This window comes from Pseudomonas sp. ok266, assembly GCF_900110195.1.
Taxonomy (GTDB): Bacteria; Pseudomonadota; Gammaproteobacteria; order Pseudomonadales; family Pseudomonadaceae; genus Aquipseudomonas; species Aquipseudomonas neuropathica.
Window position 1 is genome coordinate 12,928 of sequence record NZ_FOCU01000001.1, and the last position, 12,877, is coordinate 25,804.

Annotated in this window: 17 protein-coding genes; 8 read left to right on the plus strand and 9 right to left on the minus strand. The window is 59.6% G+C overall.

Annotated features, from left to right (window positions below; all coding sequences use genetic code 11):
* Nucleotides 1–18: 18 nt before the first annotated feature.
* The 3 genes from BMY54_RS00070 to trpB form a co-directional block, all read right to left on the minus strand.
* Nucleotides 19–462 carry an anti-virulence regulator CigR family protein gene (locus BMY54_RS00070; protein WP_093429474.1) on the minus strand — a complete coding sequence of 148 codons (444 nt, stop codon included), beginning with the start codon at nt 460–462 and terminating at the stop codon, nt 19–21.
* 122 nt (nt 463–584) lie between these two features.
* Entirely contained in the window at nt 585–1,397 is an 813-nt protein-coding gene (gene trpA, locus BMY54_RS00075) for a tryptophan synthase subunit alpha (RefSeq protein ID WP_093429475.1), read from the minus strand.
* Entirely contained in the window at nt 1,397–2,629 is a 1,233-nt protein-coding gene (gene trpB, locus BMY54_RS00080) for a tryptophan synthase subunit beta (RefSeq protein WP_093429476.1), read from the minus strand. The genes trpA and trpB overlap by 1 nt, the downstream gene beginning before the upstream one ends.
* Nucleotides 2,630–2,743: 114 nt before the next feature.
* Between trpB and BMY54_RS00085 the strand changes: the two genes are divergently transcribed.
* Complete coding sequence (locus BMY54_RS00085) at nt 2,744–3,661, plus strand: LysR family transcriptional regulator (protein ID WP_093429477.1); 918 nt, start codon at nt 2,744–2,746, stop codon at nt 3,659–3,661.
* Here the strand turns inward: BMY54_RS00085 and BMY54_RS00090 are convergent.
* A complete protein-coding gene (locus BMY54_RS00090) occupies nt 3,634–3,960 on the minus strand; it encodes an ElaB/YgaM/YqjD family protein (RefSeq protein WP_007911686.1) in 327 nt (108 codons plus the stop codon). The genes BMY54_RS00085 and BMY54_RS00090 overlap by 28 nt on opposite strands.
* Nucleotides 3,961–4,117: 157 nt before the next feature.
* Between BMY54_RS00090 and BMY54_RS00095 the strand changes: the two genes are divergently transcribed.
* Together BMY54_RS00095 and BMY54_RS00100 are read left to right on the plus strand one after the other, a co-directional pair.
* Nucleotides 4,118–4,333: a dodecin gene (locus BMY54_RS00095; protein WP_007911688.1), complete on the plus strand. Its 216-nt coding sequence runs from the start codon at nt 4,118–4,120 to the stop codon at nt 4,331–4,333.
* A 127-nt stretch (nt 4,334–4,460) separates the two neighbouring features.
* Nucleotides 4,461–4,685: a DUF1161 domain-containing protein gene (locus tag BMY54_RS00100; RefSeq protein WP_007911690.1), complete on the plus strand. Its 225-nt coding sequence runs from the start codon at nt 4,461–4,463 to the stop codon at nt 4,683–4,685.
* Nucleotides 4,686–4,940: 255 nt separating this feature from the next.
* Here the strand turns inward: BMY54_RS00100 and BMY54_RS00105 are convergent, their stop codons facing one another.
* Nucleotides 4,941–5,942: an LLM class flavin-dependent oxidoreductase gene (locus BMY54_RS00105; RefSeq protein WP_034152274.1), complete on the minus strand. Its 1,002-nt coding sequence runs from the start codon at nt 5,940–5,942 to the stop codon at nt 4,941–4,943.
* Nucleotides 5,943–6,184: 242 nt separating this feature from the next.
* Here BMY54_RS00105 and BMY54_RS00110 point away from each other — a divergent pair, with 242 nt between their 5' ends.
* Both BMY54_RS00110 and BMY54_RS00115 read left to right on the plus strand, forming a co-directional pair.
* Nucleotides 6,185–6,616, plus strand: a complete 432-nt coding sequence (locus tag BMY54_RS00110) for an OsmC family protein (RefSeq protein ID WP_093429478.1) — start codon at nt 6,185–6,187, stop codon at nt 6,614–6,616.
* A gap of 246 nt (nt 6,617–6,862) precedes the next feature.
* Nucleotides 6,863–7,102, plus strand: coding sequence for a DUF1161 domain-containing protein (locus BMY54_RS00115; RefSeq protein WP_093429479.1), 240 nt, complete (start codon nt 6,863–6,865; stop codon nt 7,100–7,102).
* A gap of 6 nt (nt 7,103–7,108) precedes the next feature.
* Here the strand turns inward: BMY54_RS00115 and BMY54_RS00120 are convergent, their stop codons facing one another.
* Both BMY54_RS00120 and BMY54_RS00125 read right to left on the minus strand, forming a co-directional pair.
* Complete coding sequence (locus BMY54_RS00120) at nt 7,109–7,528, minus strand: PA0061/PA0062 family lipoprotein (RefSeq protein WP_093429480.1); 420 nt, start codon at nt 7,526–7,528, stop codon at nt 7,109–7,111.
* A 40-nt stretch (nt 7,529–7,568) separates the two neighbouring features.
* Entirely contained in the window at nt 7,569–7,991 is a 423-nt protein-coding gene (locus BMY54_RS00125) for a PA0061/PA0062 family lipoprotein (RefSeq protein WP_034152270.1), read from the minus strand.
* A gap of 59 nt (nt 7,992–8,050) precedes the next feature.
* Here BMY54_RS00125 and BMY54_RS00130 point away from each other — a divergent pair, with 59 nt between their 5' ends.
* On the plus strand, nt 8,051–9,133 hold the full coding sequence (locus tag BMY54_RS00130) for an aminopeptidase (RefSeq protein WP_093429481.1): 1,083 nt from the start codon (nt 8,051–8,053) through the stop codon (nt 9,131–9,133).
* Between the two features lie 93 nt (nt 9,134–9,226).
* Here BMY54_RS00130 and BMY54_RS00135 read toward each other — a convergent pair whose 3' ends face one another.
* Together BMY54_RS00135 and BMY54_RS00140 are read right to left on the minus strand one after the other, a co-directional pair.
* Nucleotides 9,227–9,877 carry an HAD family hydrolase gene (locus tag BMY54_RS00135; RefSeq protein WP_093429482.1) on the minus strand — a complete coding sequence of 217 codons (651 nt, stop codon included), beginning with the start codon at nt 9,875–9,877 and terminating at the stop codon, nt 9,227–9,229.
* A 28-nt stretch (nt 9,878–9,905) separates the two neighbouring features.
* On the minus strand, nt 9,906–10,451 hold the full coding sequence (locus tag BMY54_RS00140; RefSeq protein WP_093429483.1) for a gamma carbonic anhydrase family protein: 546 nt from the start codon (nt 10,449–10,451) through the stop codon (nt 9,906–9,908).
* Nucleotides 10,452–10,539: 88 nt separating this feature from the next.
* Here BMY54_RS00140 and prlC point away from each other — a divergent pair, with 88 nt between their 5' ends.
* Together prlC and BMY54_RS00150 are read left to right on the plus strand one after the other, a co-directional pair.
* On the plus strand, nt 10,540–12,591 hold the full coding sequence (gene prlC / locus BMY54_RS00145) for an oligopeptidase A (RefSeq protein WP_093429484.1): 2,052 nt from the start codon (nt 10,540–10,542) through the stop codon (nt 12,589–12,591).
* Nucleotides 12,588–12,875, plus strand: coding sequence for a YheV family putative zinc ribbon protein (locus BMY54_RS00150; protein ID WP_093429485.1), 288 nt, complete (start codon nt 12,588–12,590; stop codon nt 12,873–12,875). The genes prlC and BMY54_RS00150 overlap by 4 nt, the downstream gene beginning before the upstream one ends.
* The last annotated feature ends 2 nt before the right edge of the window (nt 12,876–12,877 follow it).

The following is a 12,877-nucleotide window of genomic DNA, read 5'->3' on the forward strand; positions in this document are numbered from 1 at the left end:
TTTTTTATTGCCTGCAGATCAATACAAAACGCCATCGAGAATTTCGTAGACGATCCCGGTGCCCACCGCGATCAGCACGATATCACCCCCCGCCCGGCGCCATTCGTAACCCGGGTACACCGGCAGACGACCTAACGCCCGATTATCCAGACGCTCGCCGTAATAGCCGTGCGGCAACGGCCGGCCACGCTCCAGATGAATCCCCGGAGGCGGCGGCGCACCGCGTACAAAGTAGCCATGGTTATCGCGAATGGTCTGGCGCACCGGGCCGAAGTCGTGCGGCGGCGGGCCGCCACGGTGATCGTTCTGCGGGCCACGGTGATCATTACCATGGTTGTTGTATTGGCCCTGCTGTGGGCCGCCGTGGTCATGATCATCGCGCGGATCGGCGCTGGCCAGCAGCGGTGTCACGCTGATCATCAGCACGCCCAGTCCGGCCATCAGACGTTTCGGCATTTTCATCGGATCTTTCCTCACGGCACAAACAGCAAAAAGGGATTCAGAACGTGGTTCTGAATCCCTCGGTCTTGCTGGATTAGTCTGTGCCGCGAGGCGCTAATTCCTCTGTATCAGGAACTTTACCTTCAGCTGACGCGGGCCTTACGCACGCCTTCGGAGAGAGCCGAGCACAGGCTCAGCACGCCGTCGATGGCCTGGTCGGGTGTGGTCGCGTTGGCGATGTGATCGATCAACGCCGAACCCACCACCACACCGTCGGCCAGACGCGCGATGGACGCCGCTTGCTCCGGCGTGCGGATGCCGAAACCGATGCTGATCGGCAGATCGGTATGGCGACGCAGACGGGTCACCGCCTCTTCAACGTGCTCCAGCGTCGCCGCGCCGGCACCGGTCACACCGGCGACCGACACGTAGTAAACGAAACCGGAACTGCCATTAAGCACCTTCGGCAGACGCGCATCGTCGGTGGTCGGCGTGGTCAGGCGGATGAAGTCCAGACCCGCAGCCTGCGCCGGGTCGCACAGCTCGGCGTTGTGCTCAGGTGGCATGTCGACCACGATCAGGCCATCGACGCCAGCCTCTTTCGCATCGACGATGAAGCGCTCAACGCCATACATGTGGATCGGGTTGAAGTAGCCCATCAGCACCAGCGGCGTATCACTGTTGCCTTCACGGAACTCGCGAACCATTTGCAGGGTTTTCATCAGGTTCTGCTTGGCGCCCAAGGCACGGATGTTCGCCAGTTGAATCGCCGGGCCGTCGGCCATCGGGTCGGTGAACGGCATGCCCAGCTCGATCACGTCGGCGCCAGCACCCGGCAAGCCTTTGAGGATCGCCAGCGAGGTGTCGTAGTCCGGATCACCGGCGGTGACGAAGGTCACCAGCGCGGCGCGGTTCTGTTCTTTGAGGTCGGCAAAACGGGTTTGCAGGCGGCTCATCAGTGTTTCTCCTGCTGGGACTGTTCCATGTGATGCATGACGGTCTGCATGTCTTTGTCGCCACGGCCGGACAGGTTGACCACCATCAGGTGATCCTTCGGCAAGTTCGGTGCGCGCTTGAACACTTCAGCCAAGGCGTGGGCGCTTTCCAGGGCAGGAATGATCCCTTCCAGGCGGCAGCATTTGTGGAATGCATCCAGCGCTTCGTCGTCGGTCACCGAGGTGTACTGAACGCGGCCGATGTCATGCAACCACGCGTGTTCAGGACCAATGCCTGGGTAATCGAGGCCGGCGGAAATCGAGTGAGCGTCGATGATCTGGCCGTCGTCGTCCTGCAGCAGGAAGGTACGGTTGCCGTGCAACACACCCGGAACGCCGCCATTCAGGCTCGCCGCATGCTTGCCGGTTTCAATGCCGTAACCGGCGGCTTCAACACCGATGATTTCAACGCTCTTGTCGTCGAGGAACGGGTGGAACAGGCCCATGGCGTTTGAACCGCCGCCGATGCACGCCACCAGGCTGTCCGGCAGACGACCTTCCTGAGCCTGCAACTGATCGCGGGTTTCCTTGCCGATGACGGCCTGGAAGTCGCGAACCATTGCTGGGTATGGATGTGGGCCGGCCACGGTGCCGATCAGGTAGAACGTGTTGTCGACGTTGGTCACCCAGTCACGCAGGGCTTCGTTCATCGCGTCTTTAAGGGTGCCGGTGCCGGCCACCACCGGAATTACTTCAGCGCCCAACAGCTTCATGCGGAAGACGTTGGCCTGCTGACGTTCGATGTCAGTGGTGCCCATGTAGATCACGCAGTCCAGACCGAAACGTGCGGCGACGGTGGCAGTGGCCACGCCGTGCATGCCGGCGCCGGTCTCGGCGATGATGCGTTTCTTGCCCATGCGCCGTGCCAGCAGGATCTGGCCGATGCAGTTGTTGATCTTGTGCGCGCCGGTGTGGTTCAGCTCTTCGCGCTTGAGATAAATCTTCGCGCCGCCGCAGAACTCGGTCAGGCGTTCGGCGAAATACAGCGGGCTAGGACGTCCGACGTAGTCGCGCTGGAAGTAGGCCAATTCTTCTTTGAACGCCGGATCTTCCTTGGCCGCTTCGTATTCGCGGGCCAGGTCGAGGATCAACGGCATCAGGGTTTCCGCCACGTAGCGGCCACCGAACGAACCGAACAGGCCGTTGGCGTCAGGGCCGTTACGCAGATCAGAGGTGTTCGAAGTCTGGGTCATGAGTCGCTCCAGGTGAATTCGGGTGAGAAGACAATGACGACCACTCTACCCCTGACCTTCTATGCTGAAAACCGATAAGATCGCCACAACCTGTCAGGAAAACTCACAGATACCATGAGCCACGACCTTCCCCCGCTGAACGCCTTGCGTGCGTTCGAAGCCACCGCCCGGCTGAACAGCGTCAGTCAGGCTGCCGAACAGCTGCACGTCACCCATGGCGCGGTCAGTCGTCAGCTCAAGGTGCTGGAAGAGCACCTTGGCGTCAGTCTGTTCGTCAAAGATGGGCGCGGCTTGAAACTCACAGATGCCGGTATACGTTTACGCGATGCCAGTGGCGAGGCGTTTGACCGCTTGCGCAGTGTTTGCGCTGAATTGACGCAAAGCACGGCGGATGCGCCGTTTGTACTCGGCTGCTCTGGAAGCCTGCTGGCGCGCTGGTTTATTCCGCGCCTGGGGCGATTGAATGCCGATCTGCCGGATTTGCGGCTGCACCTGTCGGCGGGCGAAGGCGATCTCGATCCACGACGCCCGGGGCTGGATGCTTTGCTGCTGTTCGCCGAACCACCGTGGCCGGCGGACATGCAGGTCTATGAACTGGCCGCAGAACGCATCGGCCCGGTCATGAGTCCGCTGTTCAGTGGTTATCAACGTCTGCAAACCGCGCCAGCCTCGGCACTGCTAAACGAACCGTTGCTGCACACAACTTCACGCCCACAAGCTTGGCCAAGCTGGGCACAGCAAAGCGACCTCGACGCAAAAGCGTTGAAGCTCGGGCAAGGTTTTGAGCATTTGTATTATTTGCTGGAAGCAGCGGTCGCTGGTCTCGGCGTAGCCATCGCGCCAGAGCCGCTGGTGACGGAAGATTTGAAGGCCGGTCGCCTGGTTGCGCCATGGGGTTTCTGTGAAACCCCGGCGCAACTGGCGTTGTGGCTACCCAAGCGCGCCGCAGACGGGCGCGCCCGGCAACTGGCGCAATGGCTCAAGAACGAGCTGCGCCAGACGGATCACTCGCCGCGCTTGAACAGCAAGTAAGCCGCCAGCAGACCGATCGCACCGACGGCCACACCGGCCGTCGTCCATGGATGTTCCTGAGCGTAATCACGGGTGGCGATCCCGGTTTCGCGGGTTTTCACTTTGACTTCTTCGTAGGCATCGCTAAGCAAGTGGCGCGAGTGCTTCAGCGCACTTTCGGCATTGCTTTTCAGCGCCTTGAGGGTCTTGCGCGACTCGTCCGAAGCGTCGTCCTTCAAGCTTTCCAACGATTTGAGCAGACTCTCGATCTCGGCTTCCATGCTTTGCAACGAGGCTTTACGTAAAGAGGTGTTGGCCATGGTGGCTCTCCTGCATTGGTGATGAGTGGCGTGTGTTGGTTGGGACTTCAGCGGTTTGAGAAAGTGCAGAAAATCTGAACTTCGCCTGCGCAGTGCCGCCGAAATCAACAGTGCAGATTCACTGCTAGTCTCAATTCCACACGCCAAGGAGATCGCCATGAGTGACCATCACACGTACAAGAAAGTCGAGTTGGTCGGTTCGTCCGCCAGCAGCATCGAAGACGCCATCAACAACGCGCTGGCCGAAGCCAACAAAAGCATCAAGCATCTTGAGTGGTTTGAAGTGGTCGATACCCGTGGCCACATCAAGGACGGCAAGGCAGCGCACTTTCAGGTGACGCTGAAAGTCGGCTTCCGCATTGCCAGCAGCTGAGTTTGGTCTAGTCTTCTGAACTTGCGCGCTGGCCGAGTGCCATAGGAATGGCAAAGCGCTACAGGGTGGCTGCATCGGGTGAACGCTCGATGCCCGCCTCTTTTAATCCGACCAGGGAGTGCGACCGATGAAGAAGTTCATGTTGGCAGTAGGTTTGTTGAGCCTTGCGGGTGGTGCGTTTGCTGCCGGCAAGCCATGTGAAGAGCTGAAAAGCGAGATTGCGGCGAAGCTGGATGCCAAGGGCGTTTCCGGGTATTCGCTGGAGATTGTCGATAAGGGCGCGGCGGCTGGTGGCGACGTCGTGGGCACCTGCGAAGGTGGCACCAAGGAAATCGTCTACAAGCGCGGTTGATCGTGACTGAAATGCAAAAAGCCGACGTGAAGGCGTCGGCTTTTTTGTGTCTGAAAGATTTGTGGTGTGTTTGAGATTGATCCCCCTCACCCCAGCCCTCTCCCCCAGGGGGGCGAGGGGGAAAGGGAGCCAATCGGGGGTTGTTCAGATCCTGAGTTCGACTCGATTTTTCAGGTCGATGTATCTCGAACATTCAACCCGGTCAGTCCCCTCTCCCTCCGGGAGAGGGTTAGGGTGAGGGTGGTTTTTGGCCTTTTAGCCCTTCATGACCTGCGCCAACAACTCGTAGGAATGCACCCGATCAGCATGCTCATACAAATCACTGGTAAAAATCAGCTCATCCGCCTGCGTCTGCTCAACCAGCACTTCCAGCTTGGCGCGGATCTTCTGCGGACTCCCCACCATCGCCAGCCCGAGGAAATCCCCCACCGCCTCACGCTCATGCGGTAGCCACAGCCCATCCATGGTTTTCACCGGCGGACGCTGCACCAGGCTCTGCCCGCGCATCAACGCGAGAATGCGCTGGTACACCGACGTCGCCAGGTAATCGGCTTGTTCATCGGTATCCGCCGCCACCAGCGGCACGCCGAGCATCACGTACGGTTTGTCGAGCACCGCCGAAGGCTTGAAGTGATTGCGATAAACGCGGATCGCCTCGTGCATGAAGCGCGGGGCGAAATGCGAGGCGAAGGCGTAAGGCAAGCCGCGTTCACCAGCCAATTGCGCACTGAACAGGCTGGAACCGAGCAGCCAGATCGGCACATTGGTGCCGGTGCCCGGCATCGCGATCACGCGCTGATCCGGCGTGCGCGGGCCGAGGTAGCGCACCAGTTCGGCGACGTCTTCGGGGAAATCATCGGCGCTGCCGGAGCGTTCACGGCGCAAAGCCCGAGCAGTCATCTGATCGGAGCCGGGCGCGCGGCCCAGGCCGAGATCGATCCGGCCCGGATACAGGCTTTCGAGGGTGCCGAACTGCTCGGCGATCACCAGCGGCGCATGGTTGGGCAGCATCACGCCGCCGGAGCCAACGCGGATGGTCGACGTCCCGCCCGCCAGATAACCCAGCAGCACCGAAGTGGCGGAACTGGCAATGCCGTCCATGTTGTGGTGTTCGGCCACCCAGAACCGCGTGTAGCCGAATTTCTCGACGTGCTGCGCCAGATCCAGCGAGTTGCGCAGCGATTGCGCCGGGCTGCCGTTTTCGCGCACCGGTACCAGATCGAGGGTGGAAAATTTTACGTCGGACAGTTGCTTCATAAACCTGCGTCTCCGAGTGAGGAGGCAGGTTCTTCTTGCAAACGAAAACCTGCCGAATCCATAAGCGTGTTTTGTGCAATGAGGGCATATACCCGAGTTTCAATAGCAGTGATGAAATTTCCTACTAAAAAAGTCAACGATTCAGCCGGGCTGAACTTTGCTGCGGCGTCTATCCTCAGAAGCCTTGCAAGCAAAAACCACGACGACGCGGCGTTTCCGCGTCAGATCTTGAGGAGGCAGACATGGCTATCGTGAAGAAAGCATCCGCACATTGGGCAGGCGATCTGAAAACCGGCATCGGCTCGATCTCCACCGAAACCGGTGTCCTCAGAGAAGCCCCTTACGGCTTCAAGGCGCGCTTTGAGGGCGGTAAGGGCACTAACCCGGAAGAGCTGATCGGCGCCGCGCATGCCGGCTGCTTCTCCATGGCGTTTTCGATGATTCTCGGCGATGCGGGCCTGAAGGCCGACAGCATTGATACTCAGGCTGAAGTGACCCTGGATCAGGTGGATGGCGGGTTCGCGATCACTGCGGTGAAGCTGATCCTCAAGGCGAAAATCCCTGGAGCGACGCAGGAGCAGTTTGAAGAGCTGAGCAACAAAGCCAAGGAAGGGTGCCCGGTCTCGAAAGTGCTGAATGCGAAGATTACGCTTGAGGCTTCGCTGATTTCTTAAGCTTCGAAACAGGCGCTGGCTTTGCCGACGCCTTCGCGAGCAAGCTCGCTCCCACATTGGTTCTGACTAAACCGGAACATTGTGGGAGCGAGCTTGCTCGCGAAGGCGATCTCGAGATCGACACAGGTTTGAAACCAAAAACACAAGTTGTGAGCGAAGTCAGAACCCTCGCTGTAAAAATATGGTCGAATAAATGACAGCAGCTTCAGCGCACACCCGTGCGCGCTGCCTCAGGGAGCTTCACTCATGAAACGTATTGGCTTGGCGATTCTCTGCAGTGCACTGGCCACTTCTGTCATTGCGGCACCCAAAGACTGCGAAGAACTCAAGAAAGAAATCGAAGTGAAGATTCAGGCCAAAGCCGTGCCCTCCTACACGCTGGAAATCGTCAGCAAGAAAGAGGCTGCAAAACACGATATCGCCATGGTTGTCGGCACTTGCGACTATGGCCGCAAGAAAATCATCTACCAGAAGAACGACAGCTGAGTCACCTCAGATAATGCAGTTGTAGTCGTAATCCTCGGCGACGATTTCTCGCTTGGCGTTATACAGCCGGGCGCTCGGTGTGAACCCCAGCGAACGCCCTTCCAGCACATAACGCTGCCCGGCCTCGAAATGGTCGTAGCGGATGTACAGGTAACACAACCGCTCTACCGGGCCGTTCATCAAACTGCCGCCACCACCAAACACTTCGAAATCAAACCGCACGCGCAATTCGTGGCTGCCCGGCGTGACCTGAAAGTAGCGCCCGTCATTCAGTCGCTGTTTGTCGAGGCGCTCGGCCATGAGCACTTTACCGCCGGGTGTCGGCGTCGAAAAATCGACCCAGGCCATCTGCGGATCGACCGGGGGCAATGGCGTCTGACAACCGGCCACAAGACTGGCAACGAGCAACAACAGCAACTGGCGCATGACGAATATCCACTGATCTGAATACTCAGCATAGCGCCGTTCAGGTGCGCTGACAGCCTGCCGGCGTGCCTTGGCCTACCACTTTGCGCTGCTCGTCATAGAGCTTGGCCCAAGGCCGGAAACCAATACTGCCGGCCTGCAACTGATAACGCTGGCCGGCGTTGAAGTCCTTGAATTTCACGCTCAACTGGCAATCGCGCCACAGCGGCTCAGCGTCGGGACCGATGTTGGTCGCCTCGACCGGAAATTGATAACGCACCTTCAACTCATGGCTGCCGGGCTGTACTTCGAAGTAGCGTTTGTCGGCAGTCGCTTGGGTATCGACCTGCAGCGCTTGCAGCGCCGTGTCCTGCTGCCGGGCATCCAGATCGATCCAGGCTTGCGAAGGGTCAGGATCGGGCATTCCGAATCCGGCACAACCGGCCAGCGTCAGCAGGCCTCCTGACAGCATCAACATGCGCATAGCGGTGCTCCTTAAGGCGGGATAGTCTTGCGGGCAGACTCTCCGGGGGATTTCTTATTTTGAGCAGGCCGTTTCCAAGCCTTGGGTTACTTGATCGCGTTTTTCGGATTTTGTTTCCGGGTGTGATGTTTTTGTTGCTCAACGGTTGCGCCAGCGTCAGCTATTACACGCAGTTGGCCAGCGGCCAACTGCAATTGCTGCGGGCGCGCGAGCCTGTGGAAAAGGTGATCAACGATCCGAGCCGCGAGGCGACACTGCGCGAACACCTGGCGCAAGCGCAAAAGGCCCGCGCCTTTGCGAGTGAACATCTGCATTTGCCGGATAACCAGAGCTATCGCCTGTACGCCGACATCCATCGCCCGTACGTGGTGTGGAATGTGTTCGCCACTCAAGAGTTCTCCCTGACACCGCAGAACCATTGTTTCCCGATTGCCGGCTGCGTGGCCTATCGCGGTTATTACAGCCAGAGCGCCGCGCGCGGCGAGGCAGCGATCCAGCGCTTGCAGGGTATGGACGTGTCGATTGGCGGTGTCGAGGCCTACTCGACGCTCGGCTGGTTCAACGACCCGATCCTCAATTCAATGATGGGCTGGGGTGATGAGCGCCTGGCCACGCTGATCTTTCATGAGCTGGCGCACCAGCGTTTCTATGTGAAGGACGACACCGAGTTCAACGAGTCCTTTGCCACGTTTGTCGAGCAGGAAGGCACGCGGCAGTGGCGGGCGTTTCGTGGGTTGGCGGCGGACACCGATTCACGGCTGAAGCAGCGCGATCAGTTTATTGAATTGGTCCTCGATACCCGTTCACGGCTGGAGAAGCTTTACGTGCAGTCAATGCCGGTTGAGCAAATGCGCGAGCGAAAAGCGGCCGAGTTCGAGCAGTTTCGCCGGGATTATCGGCTGATGAGGGACAGTCAGTGGGCCGGAGACAAACGTTATGACGCTTGGGTGAATGCGCCGCTGAACAATGCGCGGTTGTTGCCGTTTGGGCTTTATGACCAGTGGGTCCCCGCGTTTTCGACACTATTCAAAAAGGTCGGGGGAGATTGGCTGAAGTTTTATGCTGAGGTAGAGCGGTTGGGTGGGCTGCCGGCCGCTGAGCGCAAGGCGGCACTGAAAGCGTTGGCATATCCGGAAGTCTGAGGTGGCTGAAAGGGCGTCATCGCGAGCAGGCTCACTCCTACAGGGGAATGCGTTCCACATGCAGGAGTGAGCCTGCTCGCGATAGCAATCTAATCAGCGCTGCAGAAACGCCTGATGCAACTCGTCCAGCGTTTCAAAGTGATAAGCCGGCGCCTCGGCACTCAACTCTTCAAAACTGCCAAACCCATAACCGACCGCCGCCGCATCCAGCCCATTGCTGCGCGCCCCGATCAAGTCATGCTTACGGTCACCGATCATCAGCGTATCCGCAGGATCCAGCCCTTCTTCCTCGATCAGATGCGCAATCAACTCAACCTTGTTGGTCCGCGTGCCATCCAGCTCACTGCCGTAGATCACCTTGAAGTGCCGGGCAAAATCAAAATGCCGGGCGATCTCGCGGGCAAATTCCCACGGCTTCGAGGTGGCGATATACAGCTGCCGGCCTTGGCCACTGAGGGTTTCCAGCAACGGCGTGACGCCATCGAACACACGGTTCTCGTACAGGCCCGTCACTTTGAAGCGCTCGCGATAGAAATTCACCGCCTGCCATGCCTTGGCCTCATCGAATCCGTAAAACTGCATAAACGCCTGCAATAACGGCGGGCCGATGAAGTGTTCCAGCTTGGTCAGATCCGGCTCATCGATGCCGAGCTTGGCGAGGGCGAACTGGATGGAACGGGTGATGCCCTCACGCGGGTCGGTCAGGGTGCCATCAAGGTCGAACAGTACGGTCTGGTAATGCATGAGAAATCCTGAGCAGGTGTAAGGCGATTCAGAGCTGGTCGTAGCCTTCGGCCAGATGCAGGTCCTTGAGTTTCACGTAGTTTGCCGCGCTGTAGGTGAAGAAAGCTTTTTCCTTGTCGGTGAGTTCTCGCACCTGTTTCACCGGGCTACCCACATAGAGGAAGCCACTTTGCAGACGCTTGCCCGGAGGCACCAGGCTGCCGGCGCCGATGATCACGTCGTCCTCGACCACCGCGCCGTCCATGACGATGCTGCCCATGCCGATCAACACGCGGCTGCCGACGGTACAGCCGTGCAGCATGACTTTGTGGGCGATGGTGACGTCATCGCCGATCAGCAGCGGGAAGCCGTCGGGGTTGAACGGGCCGGCGTGGGTGATGTGCAACACGCAGCCGTCCTGCACGCTGGTGCGCGCACCGATACGGATACGGTGCATGTCGCCACGGATCACGGTCAGCGGCCAGACAGAGCTGTCTTCGCCGATTTCGACGTCGCCGATAACCACCGCCGAGCCGTCGACAAACGCGCCTTTGTTCAAGTGCGGGGTGTGATTCTGGTACTTGCGAACGGACACGATAATTTCTCTCTCTGTCGCCGATAGCTGCGGTGAATGCCGATTGTAATTAAGATGGGGCAATGTTTCCCCAGCCAAGGTGCCAACCGTGAGCGTGAACAACCCTCTTCTGCAGTCCTACGACCTGCCGCCGTTCTCCACGATCCGTGCCGAACACGTCCTGCCCGCCATCGAAACGATCCTGGCCGACAACCGCGCCGCCATTGCCGAAATCCTCAAGACTCAGGTTCAGAACCCGACTTGGGCCGGCCTGGTACTGGCGATGGACGAACTCAATGACCGCCTCGGCGCTGCCTGGAGCCCGGTCAGCCACCTCAATGCCGTGTGCAACAGCGCCGAATTGCGTGAAGCCTACGAGTCATGCCTGCCGGCCTTGAGCGCCTACTCCACCGAGATGGGCCAGAACCGCGAGCTGTTCCAGGCTTATGAAGCGCTGGCCAACAGCCCGGAAGCCGCCGGTTTCGACGTGGCGCAAAAGACTATTCTGGATCACGCCCTGCGTGATTTCCGTCTGTCGGGTATCGACCTGCCGGAAGCCGAACAGAAACGCTACGCCGAAGTGCAGAGCAAACTGTCCGAGCTGGGCAGCCGTTTCTCCAATCAACTGCTCGACGCCACTCAGGCGTGGACCAAGCACGTCACCGACGAAGCCGCCCTCGCCGGCCTGACCGATTCAGCCAAGGCGCAAATGGCTGCTGCCGCACAGGCCAAAGGCCTCGACGGCTGGCTGATCACCCTGGAATTTCCGAGCTACTACGCGGTGATGACCTACGCGCAAGACCGCGCCCTGCGTGAAGAAGTCTATGCCGCTTACTGCACCCGCGCCTCGGACCAAGGTCCGAACGCCGGTCAGAACGACAACGGCCCGGTGATGGAAGAGATCCTCGACCTGCGTCAGGAACTGGCCAAACTGTTGGGCTTCGCCAGTTTCTCCGAGCTGAGCCTGGCCACCAAAATGGCTGAATCCAGCGATCAGGTGCTGAGCTTCCTGCGCGATCTGGCCAAGCGCAGCAAGCCGTTCGCTGCGCAGGATCTGCAGCAGCTGCGCGCCTACGCCGCCGAACAGGGCTGCGCCGACCTGCAAAGCTGGGACAGCGGTTTCTACGGCGAGAAGCTGCGTGAACAACGCTACAGCGTTGCTCAGGAAACCCTGCGCGCTTACTTCCCGATCGACAAAGTGCTGGGCGGTCTGTTCGCCATCGTGCAGCGTCTGTACGGCATCGAAATCGCTGAACAGAAAGGTTTCGACACCTGGCATCCGGACGTGCGCCTGTTCGAAATCAAGGAAAACGGCCAGCACGTCGGCCGCTTCTTCTTCGACCTCTACGCCCGCGCCAACAAGCGTGGCGGTGCCTGGATGGATGGCGCCCGCGACCGTCGCCGCACCGTCGACGGCGTGCTGCAAAGCCCGGTGGCCAATCTGGTGTGCAACTTCACCCCGGCCGACAGCGGCAAGCCTGCGCTGCTGACCCACGATGAAGTGACCACGCTGTTCCACGAATTCGGTCATGGCCTGCATCACTTGCTGACCCGCGTTGATCACGCCGGCGTTTCCGGGATCAACGGTGTGGCATGGGACGCGGTCGAGCTGCCGAGCCAATTCATGGAAAACTGGTGCTGGGAGCCGGAAGGCCTCGCACTGATTTCCGGTCACTACGAAAGCGGCGAGCCGCTGCCCCAGGACCTGCTGGAAAAAATGCTCGCGGCGAAGAATTTCCAGTCCGGCCTGATGATGGTCCGCCAACTCGAGTTCTCGCTGTTCGACTTCGAACTGCATGCCACCCACGGCGACGGCCGTAGCGTGCTGCAAGTGCTCGAAGGCGTGCGTGACGAGGTATCGGTGATGCGTCCGCCGGCCTACAACCGTTTCCCGAACAGCTTCGCGCACATCTTTGCCGGCGGTTACGCGGCGGGTTACTACAGCTACAAGTGGGCTGAAGTACTGTCGGCGGATGCCTTCTCCAAGTTTGAAGAGGACGGCGTGCTCAACGCTGAAACCGGTCGCGCTTTCCGCGAAGCGATTCTGGCGCGCGGCGGTTCGCAGGCACCGATGGTGCTGTTCGTCGACTTCCGTGGCCGTGAGCCATCGATTGACGCACTCTTGCGCCACAGCGGCCTGAGTGAGGACGCGGCAGCATGAGTGAGGCACCTGTGATTACCAAGAAACGCTTTATCGCCGGGGCGGTCTGCCCGGCGTGCAGCGAACCGGACAAGCTGATGATGTGGAACGAGGACGGCGTGCCGCACCGCGAATGTGTGGCCTGCGGTTACTCGGATACGCTAAACGAGCAAGGGCTGTCGGTGCCGAAAGAACTGGGCACGCGGGTCAACACCAGCGCGCTGAACAAACCTGCGCCGGACAAGACGGTGCAGGCAGTACAGTTCTTCCCGAATCCGAAGCTCAAGAAGAAATCCGAAGACTGAGC